The 15683-nt window shown below is 61.3% G+C and carries 17 protein-coding genes; all 17 read right to left on the bottom strand.

Annotation, left to right across the window (positions count from 1 at the left end):
- Window position 1 precedes the first annotated feature (1 nt).
- On the bottom strand, window positions 2–337 hold the full coding sequence (locus tag AC2VNM_RS05420; RefSeq protein WP_483165247.1) for a hypothetical protein: 336 nt from the start codon (window positions 335–337) through the stop codon (window positions 2–4).
- Entirely contained in the window at window positions 324–1805 is a 1482-nt protein-coding gene (locus AC2VNM_RS05415) for a HAMP domain-containing sensor histidine kinase (protein WP_483165246.1), read from the bottom strand. Before AC2VNM_RS05415 ends, AC2VNM_RS05420 begins: the two co-directional genes overlap by 14 nt.
- A complete protein-coding gene (locus tag AC2VNM_RS05410) occupies window positions 1802–3088 on the bottom strand; it encodes a dihydroorotase (RefSeq protein WP_483165245.1) in 1287 nt (428 codons plus the stop codon). Before AC2VNM_RS05410 ends, AC2VNM_RS05415 begins: the two co-directional genes overlap by 4 nt.
- Complete coding sequence (locus AC2VNM_RS05405) at window positions 3085–4059, bottom strand: aspartate carbamoyltransferase catalytic subunit (RefSeq protein WP_483165244.1); 975 nt, start codon at window positions 4057–4059, stop codon at window positions 3085–3087. Before AC2VNM_RS05405 ends, AC2VNM_RS05410 begins: the two co-directional genes overlap by 4 nt.
- A complete protein-coding gene (pyrR, locus tag AC2VNM_RS05400; RefSeq protein ID WP_483165243.1) occupies window positions 4056–4568 on the bottom strand; it encodes a bifunctional pyr operon transcriptional regulator/uracil phosphoribosyltransferase PyrR in 513 nt (170 codons plus the stop codon). Before pyrR ends, AC2VNM_RS05405 begins: the two co-directional genes overlap by 4 nt.
- The gene (gene ruvX, locus AC2VNM_RS05395; RefSeq protein WP_483165242.1) at window positions 4547–4987 is read right to left on the bottom strand and encodes a Holliday junction resolvase RuvX; all 441 of its coding nucleotides are present in this window, start codon (window positions 4985–4987) and stop codon (window positions 4547–4549) included. The genes pyrR and ruvX overlap by 22 nt, the downstream gene beginning before the upstream one ends.
- Window positions 4980–5564, bottom strand: a complete 585-nt coding sequence (locus AC2VNM_RS05390) for a YqgE/AlgH family protein (RefSeq protein WP_483165241.1) — start codon at window positions 5562–5564, stop codon at window positions 4980–4982. Before AC2VNM_RS05390 ends, ruvX begins: the two co-directional genes overlap by 8 nt.
- A 12-nt stretch (window positions 5565–5576) precedes the next feature.
- The gene (gene gshB / locus AC2VNM_RS05385) at window positions 5577–6512 is read right to left on the bottom strand and encodes a glutathione synthase (RefSeq protein ID WP_483189614.1); all 936 of its coding nucleotides are present in this window, start codon (window positions 6510–6512) and stop codon (window positions 5577–5579) included.
- Window positions 6509–7804, bottom strand: coding sequence for a glutamate--cysteine ligase (gene gshA, locus AC2VNM_RS05380; protein ID WP_483165239.1), 1296 nt, complete (start codon window positions 7802–7804; stop codon window positions 6509–6511). The genes gshB and gshA overlap by 4 nt, the downstream gene beginning before the upstream one ends.
- Window positions 7801–8964, bottom strand: a complete 1164-nt coding sequence (locus tag AC2VNM_RS05375) for a citrate synthase (RefSeq protein ID WP_486913005.1) — start codon at window positions 8962–8964, stop codon at window positions 7801–7803. The genes gshA and AC2VNM_RS05375 overlap by 4 nt, the downstream gene beginning before the upstream one ends.
- A 106-nt stretch (window positions 8965–9070) precedes the next feature.
- The gene (gene erpA, locus AC2VNM_RS05370; protein WP_483165237.1) at window positions 9071–9442 is read right to left on the bottom strand and encodes an iron-sulfur cluster insertion protein ErpA; all 372 of its coding nucleotides are present in this window, start codon (window positions 9440–9442) and stop codon (window positions 9071–9073) included.
- Between the two features lie 75 nt (window positions 9443–9517).
- Complete coding sequence (locus tag AC2VNM_RS05365) at window positions 9518–9994, bottom strand: phosphate-starvation-inducible PsiE family protein (RefSeq protein WP_483165236.1); 477 nt, start codon at window positions 9992–9994, stop codon at window positions 9518–9520.
- 5 nt (window positions 9995–9999) lie between these two features.
- Window positions 10000–12954 (bottom strand): FAD-dependent oxidoreductase, encoded by a 2955-nt coding sequence (locus AC2VNM_RS05360; RefSeq protein WP_486913003.1) that lies wholly within the window; start codon window positions 12952–12954, stop codon window positions 10000–10002.
- A 48-nt stretch (window positions 12955–13002) separates the two neighbouring features.
- The gene (locus tag AC2VNM_RS05355) at window positions 13003–13980 is read right to left on the bottom strand and encodes an alpha-ketoacid dehydrogenase subunit beta (protein ID WP_483165234.1); all 978 of its coding nucleotides are present in this window, start codon (window positions 13978–13980) and stop codon (window positions 13003–13005) included.
- A 2-nt stretch (window positions 13981–13982) separates the two neighbouring features.
- Window positions 13983–14954 carry a pyruvate dehydrogenase (acetyl-transferring) E1 component subunit alpha gene (gene pdhA, locus AC2VNM_RS05350; protein ID WP_483165233.1) on the bottom strand — a complete coding sequence of 324 codons (972 nt, stop codon included), beginning with the start codon at window positions 14952–14954 and terminating at the stop codon, window positions 13983–13985.
- Window positions 14955–15045: 91 nt separating this feature from the next.
- The gene (locus AC2VNM_RS05345; RefSeq protein ID WP_483165232.1) at window positions 15046–15300 is read right to left on the bottom strand and encodes a hypothetical protein; all 255 of its coding nucleotides are present in this window, start codon (window positions 15298–15300) and stop codon (window positions 15046–15048) included.
- Window positions 15301–15322: 22 nt separating this feature from the next.
- Window positions 15323–15661: a hypothetical protein gene (locus tag AC2VNM_RS05340; protein WP_483165231.1), complete on the bottom strand. Its 339-nt coding sequence runs from the start codon at window positions 15659–15661 to the stop codon at window positions 15323–15325.
- Window positions 15662–15683 lie beyond the last annotated feature (22 nt).

Raw genomic sequence — 15683 nt, 5'->3', positions numbered from 1 at the left:
TTTATCGCCCTCCCACCATGCGGGAATTTTTTTCGATTTGTATCAATTCGCTGAGCTTTTTTCGCAACTCCCCTTCCCGTTGTTGGGATTGGTTGAGGCGGCTCTGCAAGTCGTTGATCTTGTCTTGTAGATTTTGGTAACTTGGATCTCCGGCGCGTAAGTCTGCGAGTTCTTTTTGCAGGCCGGCGATCCGGCTTTGCGCGGAAACACAGGCAGCCGTGGCTGCCGCCTGACTCTGCGCCTGTGCAGCCCTTTCCTGCAGCTGCTGGTAGGCGGCGCGCGAGACGATGATCTGGTCCGCTTGGAGAACGACGCTATGGGGCTCAGGTTTGCTCACCGGCATCTCGGCGCAACCGCTCAGACTCAGGGCTAAAAGAGTCATGCTGAATACTGGGGAGACGAACTTGAAAATGTGCCCCTTGCCCCTCACTGTCGAGAATTTCAAGACTTCCCCCATAACTCAAAACATATTCCCTGGTAATGGCCAAACCCAGTCCGCTGCCCTCGATCTTTCCCGATTCGCTGGCACTACCCCGATACAGAATATCAAAAATTTTGTCGCGCTCTTTGGGCGCCACTCCAGGGCCCGAATCGATGACATCGAGAACCGCCTCTTCGCCATCCTGCCACAGGCGCACCCGTATGGTAGACCCTTGCGGTGAGAACTTCACGGCATTAGACAAAAGATTATCGCAGATAGTGCGGATCCGGTCGCGGTGTGCCGCCGTCCAGAGTTCGGCAATCTGCTGGTCTATGCGCATACCCTTGCTGCGGAGCAACGGCTTATAGCTTTGCAACAGCTCTTCGATGACGTCGTGCAGCGGGATCGGATGGCGCATGCCGGCGCTCACCGCTGGCCCCTCGGCAACACTGAAACGCAGGAGATCTTCGATGAGACGCTGGAGACGCAGGCTGTTGTCGCGGACGATATCGACGATTTCGCGTTGCTCGGCGGCCAGGCCTTGACCAAGATCCTCCTGCAGCAGTTCCGAACCCTCACGGATCGCGGTGAGTGGCGTTTTCAGCTCATGCGAAAGCTGCCGCAGGAAGTGAATTTTTGTCGCCTCCAGCTCCTGCAGGTGTTGTCGCAGCCACTCCAGTCGATCGCCGAGCGCAGCAATGTCCTTGGGACCGTTCACTTGGATAGGACTGGCGAGGTCGCCATCTCCGAGACTGGAAATCGCGCGATCGAGCCGCTTGATGGGGCGGGTAATGAGGATGATGAAGAAGATAGCCACGACGATGGTCAACGGTAGCGCCAGCAACACTTCGTAGAGAGTCAGACGCTTGATCTTCAGCGCACGGTCGCCAAGGTGCTTGACCTGCGCACTGATGCCATCATTGACATCTTCCTGGAGCTGCTGCATTTCGCGGCTGGCCGTGCTGAAATTCTGATCCAGGCTGCCCCGCCCCCCCTCGAGGGCGGCGAGAGGCAAGGCGCGGCGGGCCTTGGCTAGGTTCTCATCTAGACGATGCAAACGCTTTTGATCGACCACATTTGGACCCGCGGCGGCAAAACGCTTGCTGACCTGTTGATATTCTTCAAAACTTTGCTGAAAGAGCACGAGCAGCGCAGAGTCCTGTAGCACCGTATATTGCAGGCCATAACGCTCCATGGAGCGGACCGCATTAGCCATACGGTTGGCGCTATCACTCAGGGCTACGGCGCGCAGGATGCTGCTCTGACCCTCCTCGGCAAAACGGGAGATGGTCAGGGTGATGCTCACGATCACCAGGACCAACGGCACAATGGCCAAACCGAAGCCAAAAACCGTCAGCCAGGAAAGGGAATTAGGTCGCTTCATCCGGCGGCACTGCAGTAACGAAGCCGTCCGTCGACAAAGAGGTAGCGTACCTGCCCGCGCAGTGGCCAGCCCGCGTAGGGATGATTGCGGGCACGACTGAAGCCCGTCGCGCTTGGCTGCAGCTCGGCGTCAGGGTCAAAGACACAAAGATCAGCGTTTGCCCCCGGCGCCAGGGACGGTGGCGGCAGGCCAAGAACAGCTGCGGGGCCGGTAGTAAACAGACGAATCATTTGCAGCAGGTCCAAGCTGCCTTCTTCGACCAGGCGCAGGGCAAGAGGCAGGGTCCACTGCACTGCAGCGATGCCAAAGGGCGCTTGCGCGAAGGTCTGCCCTTCCGTTTCGCGGCCCCACGGCACATGCTGGCTAGTAAGACACTGAATGGCCCCATCCGCCAACGCGCGCAGCAGATCGTCACGATTTTTCTGATTGCGTAATGGCGGCAGGATCTTGCTGTGGGTGTTGAAATAACCGATATCTTCGGCACTCAGCAGCAGGTGGTGCAGGCTGACCCCGCAGCTTACCACCTGCCCCCCGCGCCGTGCCTCGGCAACCCGGGCAATGGCCGCCGCCGAGCTGAGACTGGGGAAATGCACCGCCGCACCCGCCAGGCGCGCAACGCGCAGATCGCGTTCCACGCCAATCTCCTCGGCTGCCTGCGGACGCGCAGCGAGCCCCAGGCGCAGGCTCAACGGACCTTCATCCATGACGCCGTTACCGGCAAGGCAACGATCCTCCGGCCAGAGAAAGACCGTGCGTCCAAGATCCGCGGCATAGCTCAGGGCCAGGCGCAGACGTTGGCTATCGGCTACGGATTGTCGTCCTTGGCTGAAGATTTGCGCCCCGGCCTCGGCGAGGGCCGCCATCTCGCTGAGGCTCTCTCCCTGCAGCTCCCTTGTCAAGGCGCCGCTCAGGTACACGCGCAGATAATCGACGGCCTCCGCTGCCGCTCGTTGTTGGTAGAGGACGCCAGGCGTATCGGCAACCGGAGCGGTATCCGGATCTAATACGACGCTGCCAAAACCGCCGGCCGCCGCCGCGTGTAGTTCACTGCGCAGGTCACCATGCAGCCCCGACCCCGGGGTATGCGCCTGGAACTGCGTTTCGAGGAAGGCCGGACAGGCGATGAGGCCACTGCCATCGATCTCTTCGTTCGCCTGGAAGTCGTCGGGGATCTCGCCCAGCGCAAGGATTTTTCCTGCCGCCAGGGCGAGATCTCCGCGGTAATCCTTGCCGCTGACCGGATCGATCAAGCGCAGGTTACGAATCCGTCGACGCAGGCTCATGGATTGCCTCCAGCTAGGCGGGCAAGGACGGCCATGCGCAGGGCCAGGCCGTGGGTCACCTGCTCCAGGATAATGGCCTGCGGACCGTCGGCCACCTCGGCACTGAGCTCGACGCCGCGATTCATGGGACCCGGATGCAACACCACGGCATTGTCCGCCGCTAGACGCAGGCGCGCTGCGCTGAGGCCGAAGCGGCGGTGATATTCCTCCAGGCTGGGCAGACGCTGACTGTCCATGCGCTCGCGCTGCATGCGCAGGGCATATACGACATTGGCACCGGTAAGGGCTGGCTCCAGCTCATGAAAGACATGGACGCCCAGGTCCTGGAGTTCGGGCGGGACGAGGGTACGTGGACCGACCACGCGAATCTGCGGGCAACCGAGAATGGAGAGGGCGTGGATCAGGGCGCGGGCCACCCGGGAATGCAGAATATCTCCCAAGATGACCACCACTCGCTCCGAAATGGGTCCCAGCAGATGGCGAATGGTGAAGACATCGAGCAGGGCCTGGGTAGGATGGGCATGTTGTCCGTCGCCGGCATTCACTACCCAGGCGCGCTCGCCGAGATGACGAGCCAGGAGGTGCGCGGCCCCGGCTTCCGGATGGCGCAGGATGAAACCATCCACCTGCATGGCGAGCAGATTATCGACGGTGTCGAGCAAGGATTCGCCCTTGCTGGCACTGCTACTCGCCACGGCAATATTCAGCACGTCCGCCGACAGGCGCTTGGCGGCAAGCTCAAAAGTGCTGCGGGTGCGCGTGCTGTTCTCGTAAAACAGATTCACCAGGGTCCGCCCCCGGAGGATGGGGATTTTCTTGACCATGCGCTCGCCGATCCCCAAAAAAGATTCCGCACTATCGAGAATTTCGAGAATCTCCCCTTCGCGCAAGCCCTCAATCGCCAGCAAGTTGCGCAGACGTCCCTCGGCATCCCGCTGCGGATCGCCTTCCCCCATGCGCCAGGGCATCATGCTGGTGCCACCTCCCCACCCGGGAGGAACTCCAGGGACAGCGGGTTCGGTCCGCGCAATTTGATGTAATCAGAGGGGTTGCTGCGCAAACGCAGGGCGGCGACATCGGCACAGATAGGCAACTCCCGCAGACCCCGGTCGACGAGGACTGCCAGGGTGATTCGGTCCGGACGGCCATAATCGAAGATTTCGTTCAGCGCGGCGCGAATCGTACGGCCGGTGTAGAGAACATCGTCGACCAGGATCAGATGGCTGCCATCAACGGAGAATGGGATACGCGAGGCCTTGACCTCGGGATGCAGCCCGACACGACTGAAGTCGTCCCGATAAAAGGAAATATCGAGCTCTCCCAGAGGGGCAGAAACCCCCAGGCGCCGGTGCAGCTCCCGCGCAATCCAGACGCCCCCGGTGTAGATCCCCACCATCACGCAGCTCTGCGGATCGATCCGGGCCTGCAGATCGCGCTGCAAGGAGTCGATCAGGGTACTCAGATCCCAGGTCGATGCCATCGTTGCTCCTCGTAAAAGCTCTCCAGGATCGCACAGGCAGCAAGCTGGTCGCGCAGACGATCGCGCTCGGCGCGGGAGAGATCGCGCGCGCACATTTGCGCCTCGGCCGTATGGCTGCTGAGTCGCTCGTCGATCCAGTGCTGCGGCAAGGGATGACGCTGCGCGAACGTCTGCGCAAAACGTCTTGCCGCAGCAGCGGTCTTCCCCTCGCTGCCATCCGCCTGCAATGGCAGGCCAATGACCACGGCGCGCGGTTGCCAGTCGGCGATCAAGCGCCCCAGCGCACTCCAGTCTGGCCCGCCCGCTCCGTTGCGAACGGTGGCCAGAGGTTGCGCGCCGAGACCGGCTTCCCCGAGAAAGGCGACACCAATCCGCTTACTGCCGTAGTCGATCCCGAGCCAGGGCCCAAGCTCAGGCATGACCCACCGCGCCACTGAGCAGACGCATATCGATACCAAGCACCCGCGCTGCCTCCTGCCAGCGCTCGCCAGCGGGGAGCTGGAATAGCACGCGAGGATCGACCGGGCCATGCAGCCAGGAATTTTCGCTGATTTCTTTCTCCAGCTGCCCTTCGCCCCAACCGGCATAGCCCAGGGTCAGCAGGTACTGCTCCGGCCCGCGGTGCTCGGCGATCGCCGCGAGAATATCTGGCGAACTAGTCAGGGCCAGGGTATCGCTTACCAGCAAAGAGGACTCCCAGTCACCCGGGGGCTGATGGAGAATGAAGCCGTGCTGCGGGCTGACCGGTCCACCCCAGTAGACTGGAAGGTGAATCATCTCTTCCGATGGCCTAATGTCGATGGCCTTGAGGGCGTCGGCCATATTGATGTCGAGGATACGATTGATGACCACCCCCATCGCTCCTTCGGCATTGTGCTCGCAGACGACGATGACGCTACGGTCGAAGAGGCCATCATGCAGGCTGGGCATGGCAATCAAGAGGTGATTTTTGAGCGACGAGAATTCCATGCCGCTATGATACCGCGCTTTGCCCATCGAAGGGCAGTCTCAGCGACCTTGTTCGATCCGTGCCCATAGCAAATCCGTCGCGTCGATATCGAAAAAGCGGCGAATTTCACGGGCGCCGGTCGGGCTCGTCACGTTGATTTCGGTGAGACGCTCGCCGATCACGTCGATGCCGACAAAGAGCAGACCCCGCTCGCGCAGGACGGGTCCAATCTCGGCGCAAAGCTCCTGCTCGGCGGGACTGAGCTCCGCAGCTACGGCCTGCGCGCCCGCCACGAGATTGCCACGGAAATCATCCGCCGCGGGGACCCGCAACATGGCACCGGGTACTGCCACTCCATCCACCAGCAGGATACGCTTGTCGCCCTGACGGATCGCCGGCAGATACCGCTGGGCCATGACGAAATGCGTGCCGCGCACCGTGATCGTTTCGAGGATGGAACCCAGGTTGCGGTCCTCAGTGTGCAGGTAAAAGATTCCTTCGCCACCCCGCGCGGCCAGCGGTTTGACGACGATTTCCCCGTGCTGCAGCAGAAAACCCCGCAATTCCGCCATATCGCGGCTGACCAGGTAGGGGGGCAGCCAACGGGAAAACTGTAACGGGAAAAGCTTTTCGTTGGCCAGCCGGATCGAGGCCGGATCGTTGACCACCCAGGTGCCGGCATGTTCAAGAATCTGGCAGGCATGCAGGAAGTCCATGTCCACCGGCGGATCCTTGCGCATCAGCACGCAATCAAAATCCCGCAAGGGTCGCGCAACCGCTTCACCCAATGCAAAAAAACGTTCACTATCGTCCCAGACCTGCACCGGCTGGAGCCGACCCCAAGCCTGCCCATCTCGCAAAGACAATCCATCCAGAGTACAGAGCCAGCATTCATGACCGCGCGCCTGGGCGGAAAGCAACATGGCAAAGGTGCTGTCTTTGGCGGGTTTGATCCCGGCGATGGGATCCATGACTATGACAACGCGCATTGTCATCGCCTCGCCTTGGCCCAGTCTTCGGCCTCGCGTGCCGCCGCCAGCAACGCCAGTCGGGCTATGACGCCATAGGCGTAATGACGGTTGATGGGGGCGTCAGGCGCGGATTTATGACAGGGGTTGATCCCAGGCTCGGCAAAGGCCATCGGCTCGAAATGGGCACCCGGGGCGTTGAGGCTCTCATCCTCACCCTTCTCCCGATGTACGCGATAGAACCCCCCGAGGACCTGTTGTCCGAGCAGGTAGACAACAGGCTCGGCAACGAAGTCTTCCGGCGTCCGCTCGAAGGTATACACGCCCTCCTGGATGAAAACATCGCTCACTGGCAGTCCTTCCTTGCTCTTGGCCATGCGCGTGCGCGCCTTGCGGTTAAGCTCGCGCAGCTCAGCACCCGAGTAGGCGGTCATCACTCCCATGCCATAGGTCCCGGCATCGGCTTTGACGATGACGAAGGGGCGCGCGTCGATGCCATAGTGGCGGTAGCGCTCGGCGATTTCGGCGATGACCGCGTCGACATTGGTGACTAGGCAATCCAGTCCCTCGGCCTGCAGAAAGTTGATTTCCGTGCAGCGGCGAAAGAAAGGATCGATCAGCCAGGGATCGATATCGACGACCTCGGCAAAATCCACAGCCAAGCGCCGGTAATGGGCAAAATGCTGGCTCTTGCGCCGCGTCTGCCAACCGGCGGCCAGCGGCGGCAACAGGGTTTGCTCCAGCCCCTGCAAGATCTCGGGGACGCCACCCGAGAGATCATTGTTGAGCAGGATCATCTGCGGATCGAAATCATCGAGCTGCAGGCGGGCTCCCACGCGGCGTAGTGGCTCGATCAGCAGGCGCTCGCCCGAGGGCAGCTCATGGGCCTGTGCCTCTTCCAGCATCCAGGACGCAATGCGCAACTCGAGTCCCGCCTCCCGCAGCAACTCCGCGAGCCGCGCCACATTTTCCAGATAGTACAAGTTACGCGTGTGGTTTTCGGGAATGAGCAGCAGACGCTGCAGGCTCGGGTGATACTGATCCAGGTAATGCTGGATCGCGGTGATGTGCAGCGCTTCATGCTCGGGGTTGAGATTGTTGAAGCCCGCGGGGAACAGGTTGGTATCGATTGGCGCCAGCTTGAAACCGGCGTTGCGTAGATCCACCGAGCCATAAAAAGGCGGCGGGGTGCTTTGCCACTGACAGCGGAACCAGCGCTCGATGGCACACTGGTTACGAACCAGGTGCTCTTCCAGTTCGTGCAGCGGATCGACCTGGTTGGTCACCAGGCGCGTTGGGGTAGAAAGAACGGAAATCAAGCGTGACGCTCCGACAGAGGTTGATAGGCGCGGGTGGAGGCCCCCGTATAATTTTGTGTGGGGCGGAAGATACGGTTATTGCTGAGCTGCTCGCGCCAGTGCGCCAGCCAGCCGACGCTACGCGCCATGGCAAAGATGGGGGTAAAGAGATCGCTGCGAATCCCCATCTCGTGGTACAGCACACCCGAGTAGAAGTCGACATTGGCATGGATCCCTTTCGGCCCCAGGCGTTCTGCAGCGGCCTCCTCCAGGGCGCGGGCGATGGCGAACTGCTTGCTTTGCCGCAGATGTCCCGCCTGCGCCAAGTCCGCCATCATCTCCTTGAGGATGGCCGCACGCGGGTCGGTGGTTTTGTAGACCCGATGGCCGAAGCCCCAGATCTTTTCCTTGGCCGTGAGGCGCGCCTCCAGAAAAGGCACGACATTATCCACGCTGCCAATCTCCTCGAGCATCTCCACCACGCGCTGATTGGCACCGCCATGCAGAGGGCCCGCGAGGGTGCCCACTGCCCCGGCAATCACATGATAGGGATTGGTGAGGGTGGAGGTGCTGACCAGGACCGAGAAGGTACTGGCGTTGATGGTGTGCTCCGCATGCAGGATGAAGCAGGCATCGAGAATCCGCGCGTGCAGCGGATCCGGCTCACGCCCGTGCAGCATGTAGAGAAAGTTGGCGGCATGCGACAGGTCGCTGCGCGGTGGGATGGGATCATTGCCAAAGCGCATCTGATCCCACATGGCGACAATGGTGGGTATCCGCGCAATGATGCGCATCGCCATGGCATCGAGATGCGAGGCATTGTCCCGTTCGGCATCGGATAGCTCCTGCTGCGGATAGAACATCCCCAGGCTGGCAATGGCGCAATGCAGCATGTCCATGGGATGCCCGGTCACCGGCAGAAACTTCATGATTTCCCGCACGTTGTACTTGATCTGGCGATGCGCCCGCAGTCCCGCATCAAAACGTTCGAGATCTTTGGCCTGGGGCAGCTCCCCGTCGAGGAGCAGCAAAGCGACCTCCTCATAGTTACTCTGCGCAACCAGCTCGGCGATGGGATAGCCGCGATACGAGAGCAAGCCCGCCGTCCCATCGATATGAGAGATAGCGGAATGGGTGGCGGGCACCCCTTCCAGTCCGGGGACGACAGTGGCATCAGTCATGGCGTTTCTCCTTTGGACAGGGGCAGGGAACTACTGCATCATACCCCGCGCAAAAAAAGAAAGGGAGACGGATGCCTCCCTTTCGGCCTTGCTCTGCCGGGGCCTTTCAGGCGGAGAAGGACGACCCGCAACCGCAGGTGGTCGTAGCGTTGGGGTTCTTGATAACGAACTGCGCGCCTTCCAGACCCTCACTATAGTCGATTTCCGCACCGACCAGATACTGATAGCTCATCGGATCGATCAAGAGGCGGACGCCAAACTGCTCCACCTCGGTGTCGCCATCATTGACGTTTTCGTCAAAGGTGAAGCCGTACTGAAAGCCCGAACAGCCCCCCCCGGTCACGAAGACCCGCAGCTTGAGATCCGGGCTGCCCTCCTCTTCGATCAGGGATTTGATCTTGTCCGCAGCGCTGTCGGTCAGGGTCATCACCGGCGGCAGGGTATCCAGATCCGTCATGGTTTCCGTAGCTGTGCTCATTCCCACATTCTCCTCACGCACGTGCGCGTAGCATCAGAAATACCCGACAATTTTGCTCGTCTTTACCTGCGGACGTCAAGAACCGTCCTGACCGCGCTTGGGCACGAACTGAATGGCGGCAACGCGGGCTGCCACCAGCACTGCCAGGAGCGCCGCCGTGGCCAGCAGATCCAAAGGGCCCAGCCGATGGGCATAGAGGCCAATGAAGACCTCGCGCAGGATGAAGACAATGGCGACTTCTGCCAGGACCCGCAGGCGAATGCGGTGAAACTCGAGGTAATCGGTAAAGGTGCGGAAAAGCTCGATGAGCACGAAAACCGAGAGCACATCCGAGACCAGATTGGAGATGACCTCTTCCTGGTGCAGACTGAAAAATGCCGCGTAGACATCGCCGATCAGGCTCCAGACCGCATAGAGCAAAGTGATCAGCATGAGGAAGATGAGGACTGTGATGACAAAATCCAGCATCCTTCCATAAAAACGGATCACGGAACCGCGCAGGCCGGCGATCTCGCTGTAGCTGGCGGCGGATTTTTGCGCGCGCTCGCTCAAGGGATTTACTGCTTATTGCGTGCCGAGCGCCGCAACCGAGATTGCAGACGCCGCGCCATTTCGCCAAAGAGCTCCGTCTGCGTCGGGTGCGGATGAATGGCGCTGCCCACCTGTTCCAGCGTCAGTTCGCCATGGACCATCAAGACGGCCTCGCCGACCAGGGTATCGGCATGATCCGCCAGGAAGTGTACCCCGACGATGCGCTGACTCTGCTTGTCCGCGACCAACTTGATCAAGCCCTCGGTCTCGCCGGTCATCATCGCCTTGGCGTCGATGGACAAGGGCACCTTGACCTCTGCCACATCCATCCCGACGGCCTTGGCCTGCTCACCGGAAAGGCCGACGAAGGCCACCTGCGGGCGGGTAAAGGTCACGCCACTGTCCTTGCGCTGATCGTAGCGCGCCGATTCACCCAGCAGATTGGCCGCCGCTACCCGCCCCTGTTGGCCGGCCGTATGGGCAAGCATGTAGCCGCCAATGACGTCACCGACGGCAAAGATATGCGGGACATTGGTCTGACAGCGATCATTGGTGGCAATGGCGCCGCGCTCGCCCAGCTGTACGCCGGCCTTGTCCAGTTGCAGGGCTTCGGTATGCGGACGCTTACCGGTAGCGATCAGCAGCAGCTCGGCGACATAGTCGTGCTCCTGAGCTTCGGCGTCACGATAGCATACCGTCACATCTCCCTTGCCACCGCTGATCTTCTGCACCGCCACACTGGTGCGCACCGTAAGACGCGGGCTGTTCTTGGCCAGCACCGCCATCAGTTGCTCGGCAACCTCTTTCTCCATTTCGGCGACCGGACGTGGCAGGGCCTCCAGCACCAGCACCTCGGCACCGAAATCGTGGAACATCTGCGCCATTTCCATGCCGATCGCACCGGCGCCGATGACACAGAGTTTCTTCGGGGGCGCAGCAAGGTCCCAGACCGTATCCGAGGTCACCGCAGCACCCGCGGCCAGCGCTTCCCGCGCGCCGGGAATGGGCGGCACGAAGGCCGGCGCACCAGTGGCAATGACGCAGGCGCCGAAGCTCAGGCTGCGGGCGTCCTTGCCCGCGATTTCGACGCTATGCGGCCCGGTGAATCGAGCGAAGCCTTCCAGTACCTGAATCTTCATGCCTTGGTCAGTCTTCAGCGCCATCTCACCGCGCGTCTGCAGGATACCACGGCGATGTTTTTCCAGTTGCGCCCAATCCAGCTTGGCTTCGCCCAGGGCGATACCCATGGCGGCGTCGTGGGCGCGATCGCGAATGCGGTCGGCCGCCGCGCGCCACGCCTTGGAGGGAATACAACCGCGCCAGAGACACTCGCCTCCGGGATAGGGGGCATTGTTCACCAGGGTAACCCGAATGCCATGCTCGGCCAGCTCCCGTGCACAATCCTCACCACCAGGACCACCGCCAATGACCAGCACCTGGGTATCGTAGTCGCCCTCGGGGATGACGGGACCGCTGCTTCCAGCCCAAGCCTCGGGCTGCTCGATGGCCATTTTCAGATCCTTGAGAAATGCTGCCGCCTCCGCCCCATTGACCACCCGGTGGTCGGCGGTGATGGTGATTGGCATGCCCTGCGGACCCGTCGCCGCCACCGCGAGGATCGCGGCCGTACCCGGAGTAACGATGGCATCGAACTGACTGATGCCGTACATGCCCATGTTGGAAATGGTGAAGGTTGGGTTCTGATACTCCGGCGGACTCATGCGCCGCTTGCGCGCCTTCTCCAGCAAAGGCTTCCACGCCGCCTGCAATTCACTCAGGGAATGGCTGGCCACGTCGCGCAAGACGGGTACCACCAGACCGCCGTCTTCCGTGGTGGCGGCAATACCAATGTCGTGCGACCGATTGTCGACGATGCGATCCCCCGGCTGATAGGCGGCGTTGATCAGGGGATGCTTTTCGAGGGCCGCGGAGGCAGCCTTGGCCAAGGCCACGGTGACCGAGACCCCGCTGGCCTTGGCCACCCGCAGCAAAGCATCCGGCTGCACGTGGATGGTCACATGAAATACCGGGATGCTGAGGGAAGCCGTCATGGCCTGACTGATGGCCTTTTCGATGGCAGTCATCGCACGGCCATTGCCAGGCACCGGCGCTGCCACCGGGACGGCAACGGCGGCCGGCGCGGAACTCCGGGCGAGGACATCGGCAGCCACGATGACGCCCGCTGGACCCGACCCACGAAGCTCTTCCAGAGACACGCCGCGCTCCCCGGCCAGCAGGCGGGCATAAGGGCTGGCCGTAGCGCTCGTCGGCCGGGGGGCCGGCTGGACGACGCCACTTGTCCGCAGTGGAGCTTGCGCGCTGGCAGCGGGAGCAGAGGGCATGGGCGCAGGCGCTGCCGCAGCCGTTTCTGCATTGGACTTGGCGGGCGTCGCAGCCACTGAGGCGGTATCGCGCCGGACCTGCGTAGGCTCATCCACCAGATAGGCAACGGGTTCGCCCACCGGAACCACGGCATCTGCCGCCACCAAGGGGCCGGACAGGAAACCAGAGCGGAAGACTTCGACATCCATGATGGCCTTGTCGGTTTCCACTGTCGCAACCACGTCCCCGCGTTCGACACGCTCGCCGGGCTGTTTTTCCCAGGAGACCAGCACGCCTTCCGTCATGGTGTCCGACAGTTGCGGCATCTTGATGGCATACCCCAGGTCGGCGTTCGACGCGGCTGGCGGCGGGCTGCTCGATGTCGCTGCCGGACTGGCCTCCACGCTCGCGTCAGGACTATCGACCAGATAGGCGATGGCTTCACCCACCGGCACTACGGCGTCGACAGCTGCCAGCGGACCAGCCAGGTAGCCGGAGCGAAAGACCTCGACGTCCATGATGGCCTTGTCGGTTTCCACTGTCGCAACCACGTCCCCGCGTTCGACGCGCTCGCCGGCTTGCTTTTCCCAGGAGACCAGCACGCCCTCGGTCATGGTATCCGACAATTGGGGCATTTTGATGACGTATGCTTCAGCCATATCTCACCATTTCAAAAAGGTGGGCGCGCCCTCGCGGGGCGCCGGAAATTACTTGCCCAGCAGTTTTTTGGCTGCTGCGACTACGTCGTCGGCATTGGGAATGGCCGCCTTTTCCAGGCGGCGATTGTAGGGGATGGGCACGTCCTTCGCGTGTACGCGCACGGGCGCGGCGTCGAGCTCGAAGAAGGCATCTTCGTTGATCAAGGCCATCACCTCGGCACCCACTCCCACCGGGGCCTCATCTTCCTCGACGATCAGGGCACGGTGCGTCTTGCGCACACTGGCAGCAATGCCTGCACGATCCAGAGGTTTCAGGGCACGCAGGTCGATGACCTCGGCCTCGACCCCCTCCTTGGCCAGACGCTCCGCTGCCTGCAAGGCCCAGTGGACACTGATGTTATAGGCAAAGATGCTCAGATCCCGCCCCGGACGCATTACTTTCACGCCTTCCAGCGGAGTGAAAAACTCCTCGTCCGGCACCTCGCCTTTCAGGTTATACATGCTTTCATGTTCGATAAGCACAACCGGATCATCGGAGCGCACGGCACTCTTGAGCAAGCCATAGGCGTCGCGGGGGGTAGCAGGGGTCACAACGCGCAGGCCAGAAATTCCCATGAACACCTTTTCCATGCGTGCCGAGTGCTGTGCCCCCAACTGATGCGCGGTGCCGCCGGGCACCCGCATGACGAAGGGGCAGCGGATCTTGCCGCCAGACATATAGTGGATCTTGGCAGCGTTGTTCATGAGCTGATCCATCGCCAGCCAGGCGAAGTTGACACTCATGATTTCGACGATGGGGCGGCAACCAAGCATGGCTGCACCGATCCCGATACCGGTATAGCTATTCTCCGAAATGGGGGTGTCGATTACCCGCTCCGGACCATATTTCGCGTAGAGACCCGATGTCGCCTTATAGGTCCCCCCGGCCACACCAATATCCTCGCCCATTGCAAACACCAGCGGATCCCGTGCCAGCTCCTCGTCGTGGGCACGCAAAATGGCCTGCCAATACATCATCTCTGCCATGCTTACGCCCCCTCTGCCACGTACACATACCGCTCCAGATCCTCGACCCGGGGCTCCGGACTTTCGAGAGCAAAGCGGACGATCTCGTTTTCAATCTGCTCCAGGATTTCCTCGTCCATCGCCTGGAAAGCGGCGGCATCGATGATGCCCGCTGCTTCCAGCCGTTTCTTGTAGATGCCGATGGGATCACGCTGCGCCCATTGCTCCACTTCTTCCTTGCTACGATAGGCGCCGGAGTCGGACATGGAGTGCCCACGCAGACGGTAGGTCATCAACTCGAGAAAATAAGGCTCTCTCTTCTCGCGGACATGGGTGATGGCCTTCTCGGCCTCTGCCATGACCACATCGATATCCTGACCATCCACCTGGGAAGCCGCGATCTTATAGGGGGCGACACGCAGGTACTGATTGATCTCGGAGGAGGCGCGTTCGATTGCCGTACCGATGCCGTAGAGATTGTTTTCGCAGACGAAGAGCACCGGCAGCTTCCATAGGCTGGCCATATTCATGGTTTCATGAAAAGTACCCTGATTGTTGGCGCCATCGCCGAGAAAACAGATGGCGATTTCGTCCCCGCCGCGCAACTTGATGGCCTTGGCAAAGCCGGCGGCAAGAGGGAAAGGGCCACCGACCAGGGCATAGCCACCCATGAAATGGTGATCGACGTCATAGATGTGCATGGAACCACCGCGACCACGGGAAGACCCGGTTTCCTTACCGTAGAGCTCGGCCATGACCTCCTTGGGATCGGCGCCACACTGAATCGCGTGAATGTGGTCACGATACCCGGTAACCACATAGTCCTGACCCTTGCGTGCCTTTTCCAGCACCCCAATGGCACAGGCCTCCTGACCGGGATAGAGGTGGAGAAAGCCACCGATCTCCCGTTCCTGGTAAGCCTGGGCGCATCGCTCTTCAAAACGACGCGCAAAAAGCATTTCACGCAGCAGGCGCTTTCGGTCGCTGGCTTCCATATTCCCCCAAAGATCATAACCGATAGATCACGTCATGATCGCAAAGGGGTTGGACAAGCGTCAAGCGGAGCGCTGCCGCCCCGCAACCACTTCAATTCCCGTTTAGGGAACGCTCGATATTCGGCAGGGCCGCCCCAACACCGGCGCCGACCGCGCCCCCGACGGCCGCCCCCACCGCAGGATTACCAGCGACGACAGTACCCAGAACGGCGCCTCCGGCGGCGCCGATAGCGCCACCACTCAGGGCACGCTGGCCGGTGGGGCTCATATTGGCGCAGCCTGCCAAGCCAGCGACCAGTAGCAGCAGAACCGCAGATTTTACAATACGGCCTGTCATGTTGTTCATACGATCTCCTCTTCTCTGGTTCTTAGTGATGCCAATCACGATGCCAGCCATCATCCCAGTCGCGATCGCGCTGCCAACGACCGGCCCATGGCGGTGGGCCCGGACGCCAGCGCGGTGCTGGCTGGTATACCACTACCCGGGGTGGCGGGGGCGCGTAATAGACCCGACGGGGTGGCGGCGCATAGATCACCGGTGGAGCGACATAGTAACCGGGCGCATTCCCCAGATACAGACTCAGGCCCGGGACCGCGACCCCAAGATTCAAATCGTCGGCACTTGCGGCCACGCTGTAGCCCAGGGAGGCAAGGCCCAACACCGCTCCCACCATCGCAGCAACGACTTTTTTGTCAAAGAATTTCATGGCTACACCTCCGTGTTTTGAT

The organism is Acidithiobacillus sp. TH-A67 (assembly GCF_057473545.1).
Note: the sequence above shows the minus strand (reverse complement) of the source record. Positions and strands in the feature narration are given on the sequence as shown.

What these genes read in the sequence shown, in the direction of transcription:
- pyrR (WP_483165243.1), bottom strand. Translation starts at nt 4,568, where the DNA reads ATGGCATCGACCTGGGATCTGAGTACCCTGATCGACTCCTTGCAGCGC.
- AC2VNM_RS05410 (WP_483165245.1), bottom strand. Translation starts at nt 3,088, where the DNA reads ATGAGCCTGCGTCGACGGATTCGTAACCTGCGCTTGATCGATCCGGTC.
- AC2VNM_RS05405 (WP_483165244.1), bottom strand. Translation starts at nt 4,059, where the DNA reads ATGATGCCCTGGCGCATGGGGGAAGGCGATCCGCAGCGGGATGCCGAG.
- gshB (WP_483189614.1), bottom strand. Translation starts at nt 6,512, where the DNA reads ATGACAATGCGCGTTGTCATAGTCATGGATCCCATCGCCGGGATCAAA.
- AC2VNM_RS05345 (WP_483165232.1), bottom strand. Translation starts at nt 15,300, where the DNA reads ATGAACAACATGACAGGCCGTATTGTAAAATCTGCGGTTCTGCTGCTA.
- AC2VNM_RS05340 (WP_483165231.1), bottom strand. Translation starts at nt 15,661, where the DNA reads ATGAAATTCTTTGACAAAAAAGTCGTTGCTGCGATGGTGGGAGCGGTG.
- ruvX (WP_483165242.1), bottom strand. Translation starts at nt 4,987, where the DNA reads ATGCCTGAGCTTGGGCCCTGGCTCGGGATCGACTACGGCAGTAAGCGG.
- AC2VNM_RS05375 (WP_486913005.1), bottom strand. Translation starts at nt 8,964, where the DNA reads ATGACTGATGCCACTGTCGTCCCCGGACTGGAAGGGGTGCCCGCCACC.
- erpA (WP_483165237.1), bottom strand. Translation starts at nt 9,442, where the DNA reads ATGAGCACAGCTACGGAAACCATGACGGATCTGGATACCCTGCCGCCG.
- AC2VNM_RS05355 (WP_483165234.1), bottom strand. Translation starts at nt 13,980, where the DNA reads ATGGCAGAGATGATGTATTGGCAGGCCATTTTGCGTGCCCACGACGAG.
- AC2VNM_RS05415 (WP_483165246.1), bottom strand. Translation starts at nt 1,805, where the DNA reads ATGAAGCGACCTAATTCCCTTTCCTGGCTGACGGTTTTTGGCTTCGGT.
- AC2VNM_RS05390 (WP_483165241.1), bottom strand. Translation starts at nt 5,564, where the DNA reads ATGGGCAAAGCGCGGTATCATAGCGGCATGGAATTCTCGTCGCTCAAA.
- pdhA (WP_483165233.1), bottom strand. Translation starts at nt 14,954, where the DNA reads ATGGAAGCCAGCGACCGAAAGCGCCTGCTGCGTGAAATGCTTTTTGCG.
- AC2VNM_RS05360 (WP_486913003.1), bottom strand. Translation starts at nt 12,954, where the DNA reads ATGGCTGAAGCATACGTCATCAAAATGCCCCAATTGTCGGATACCATG.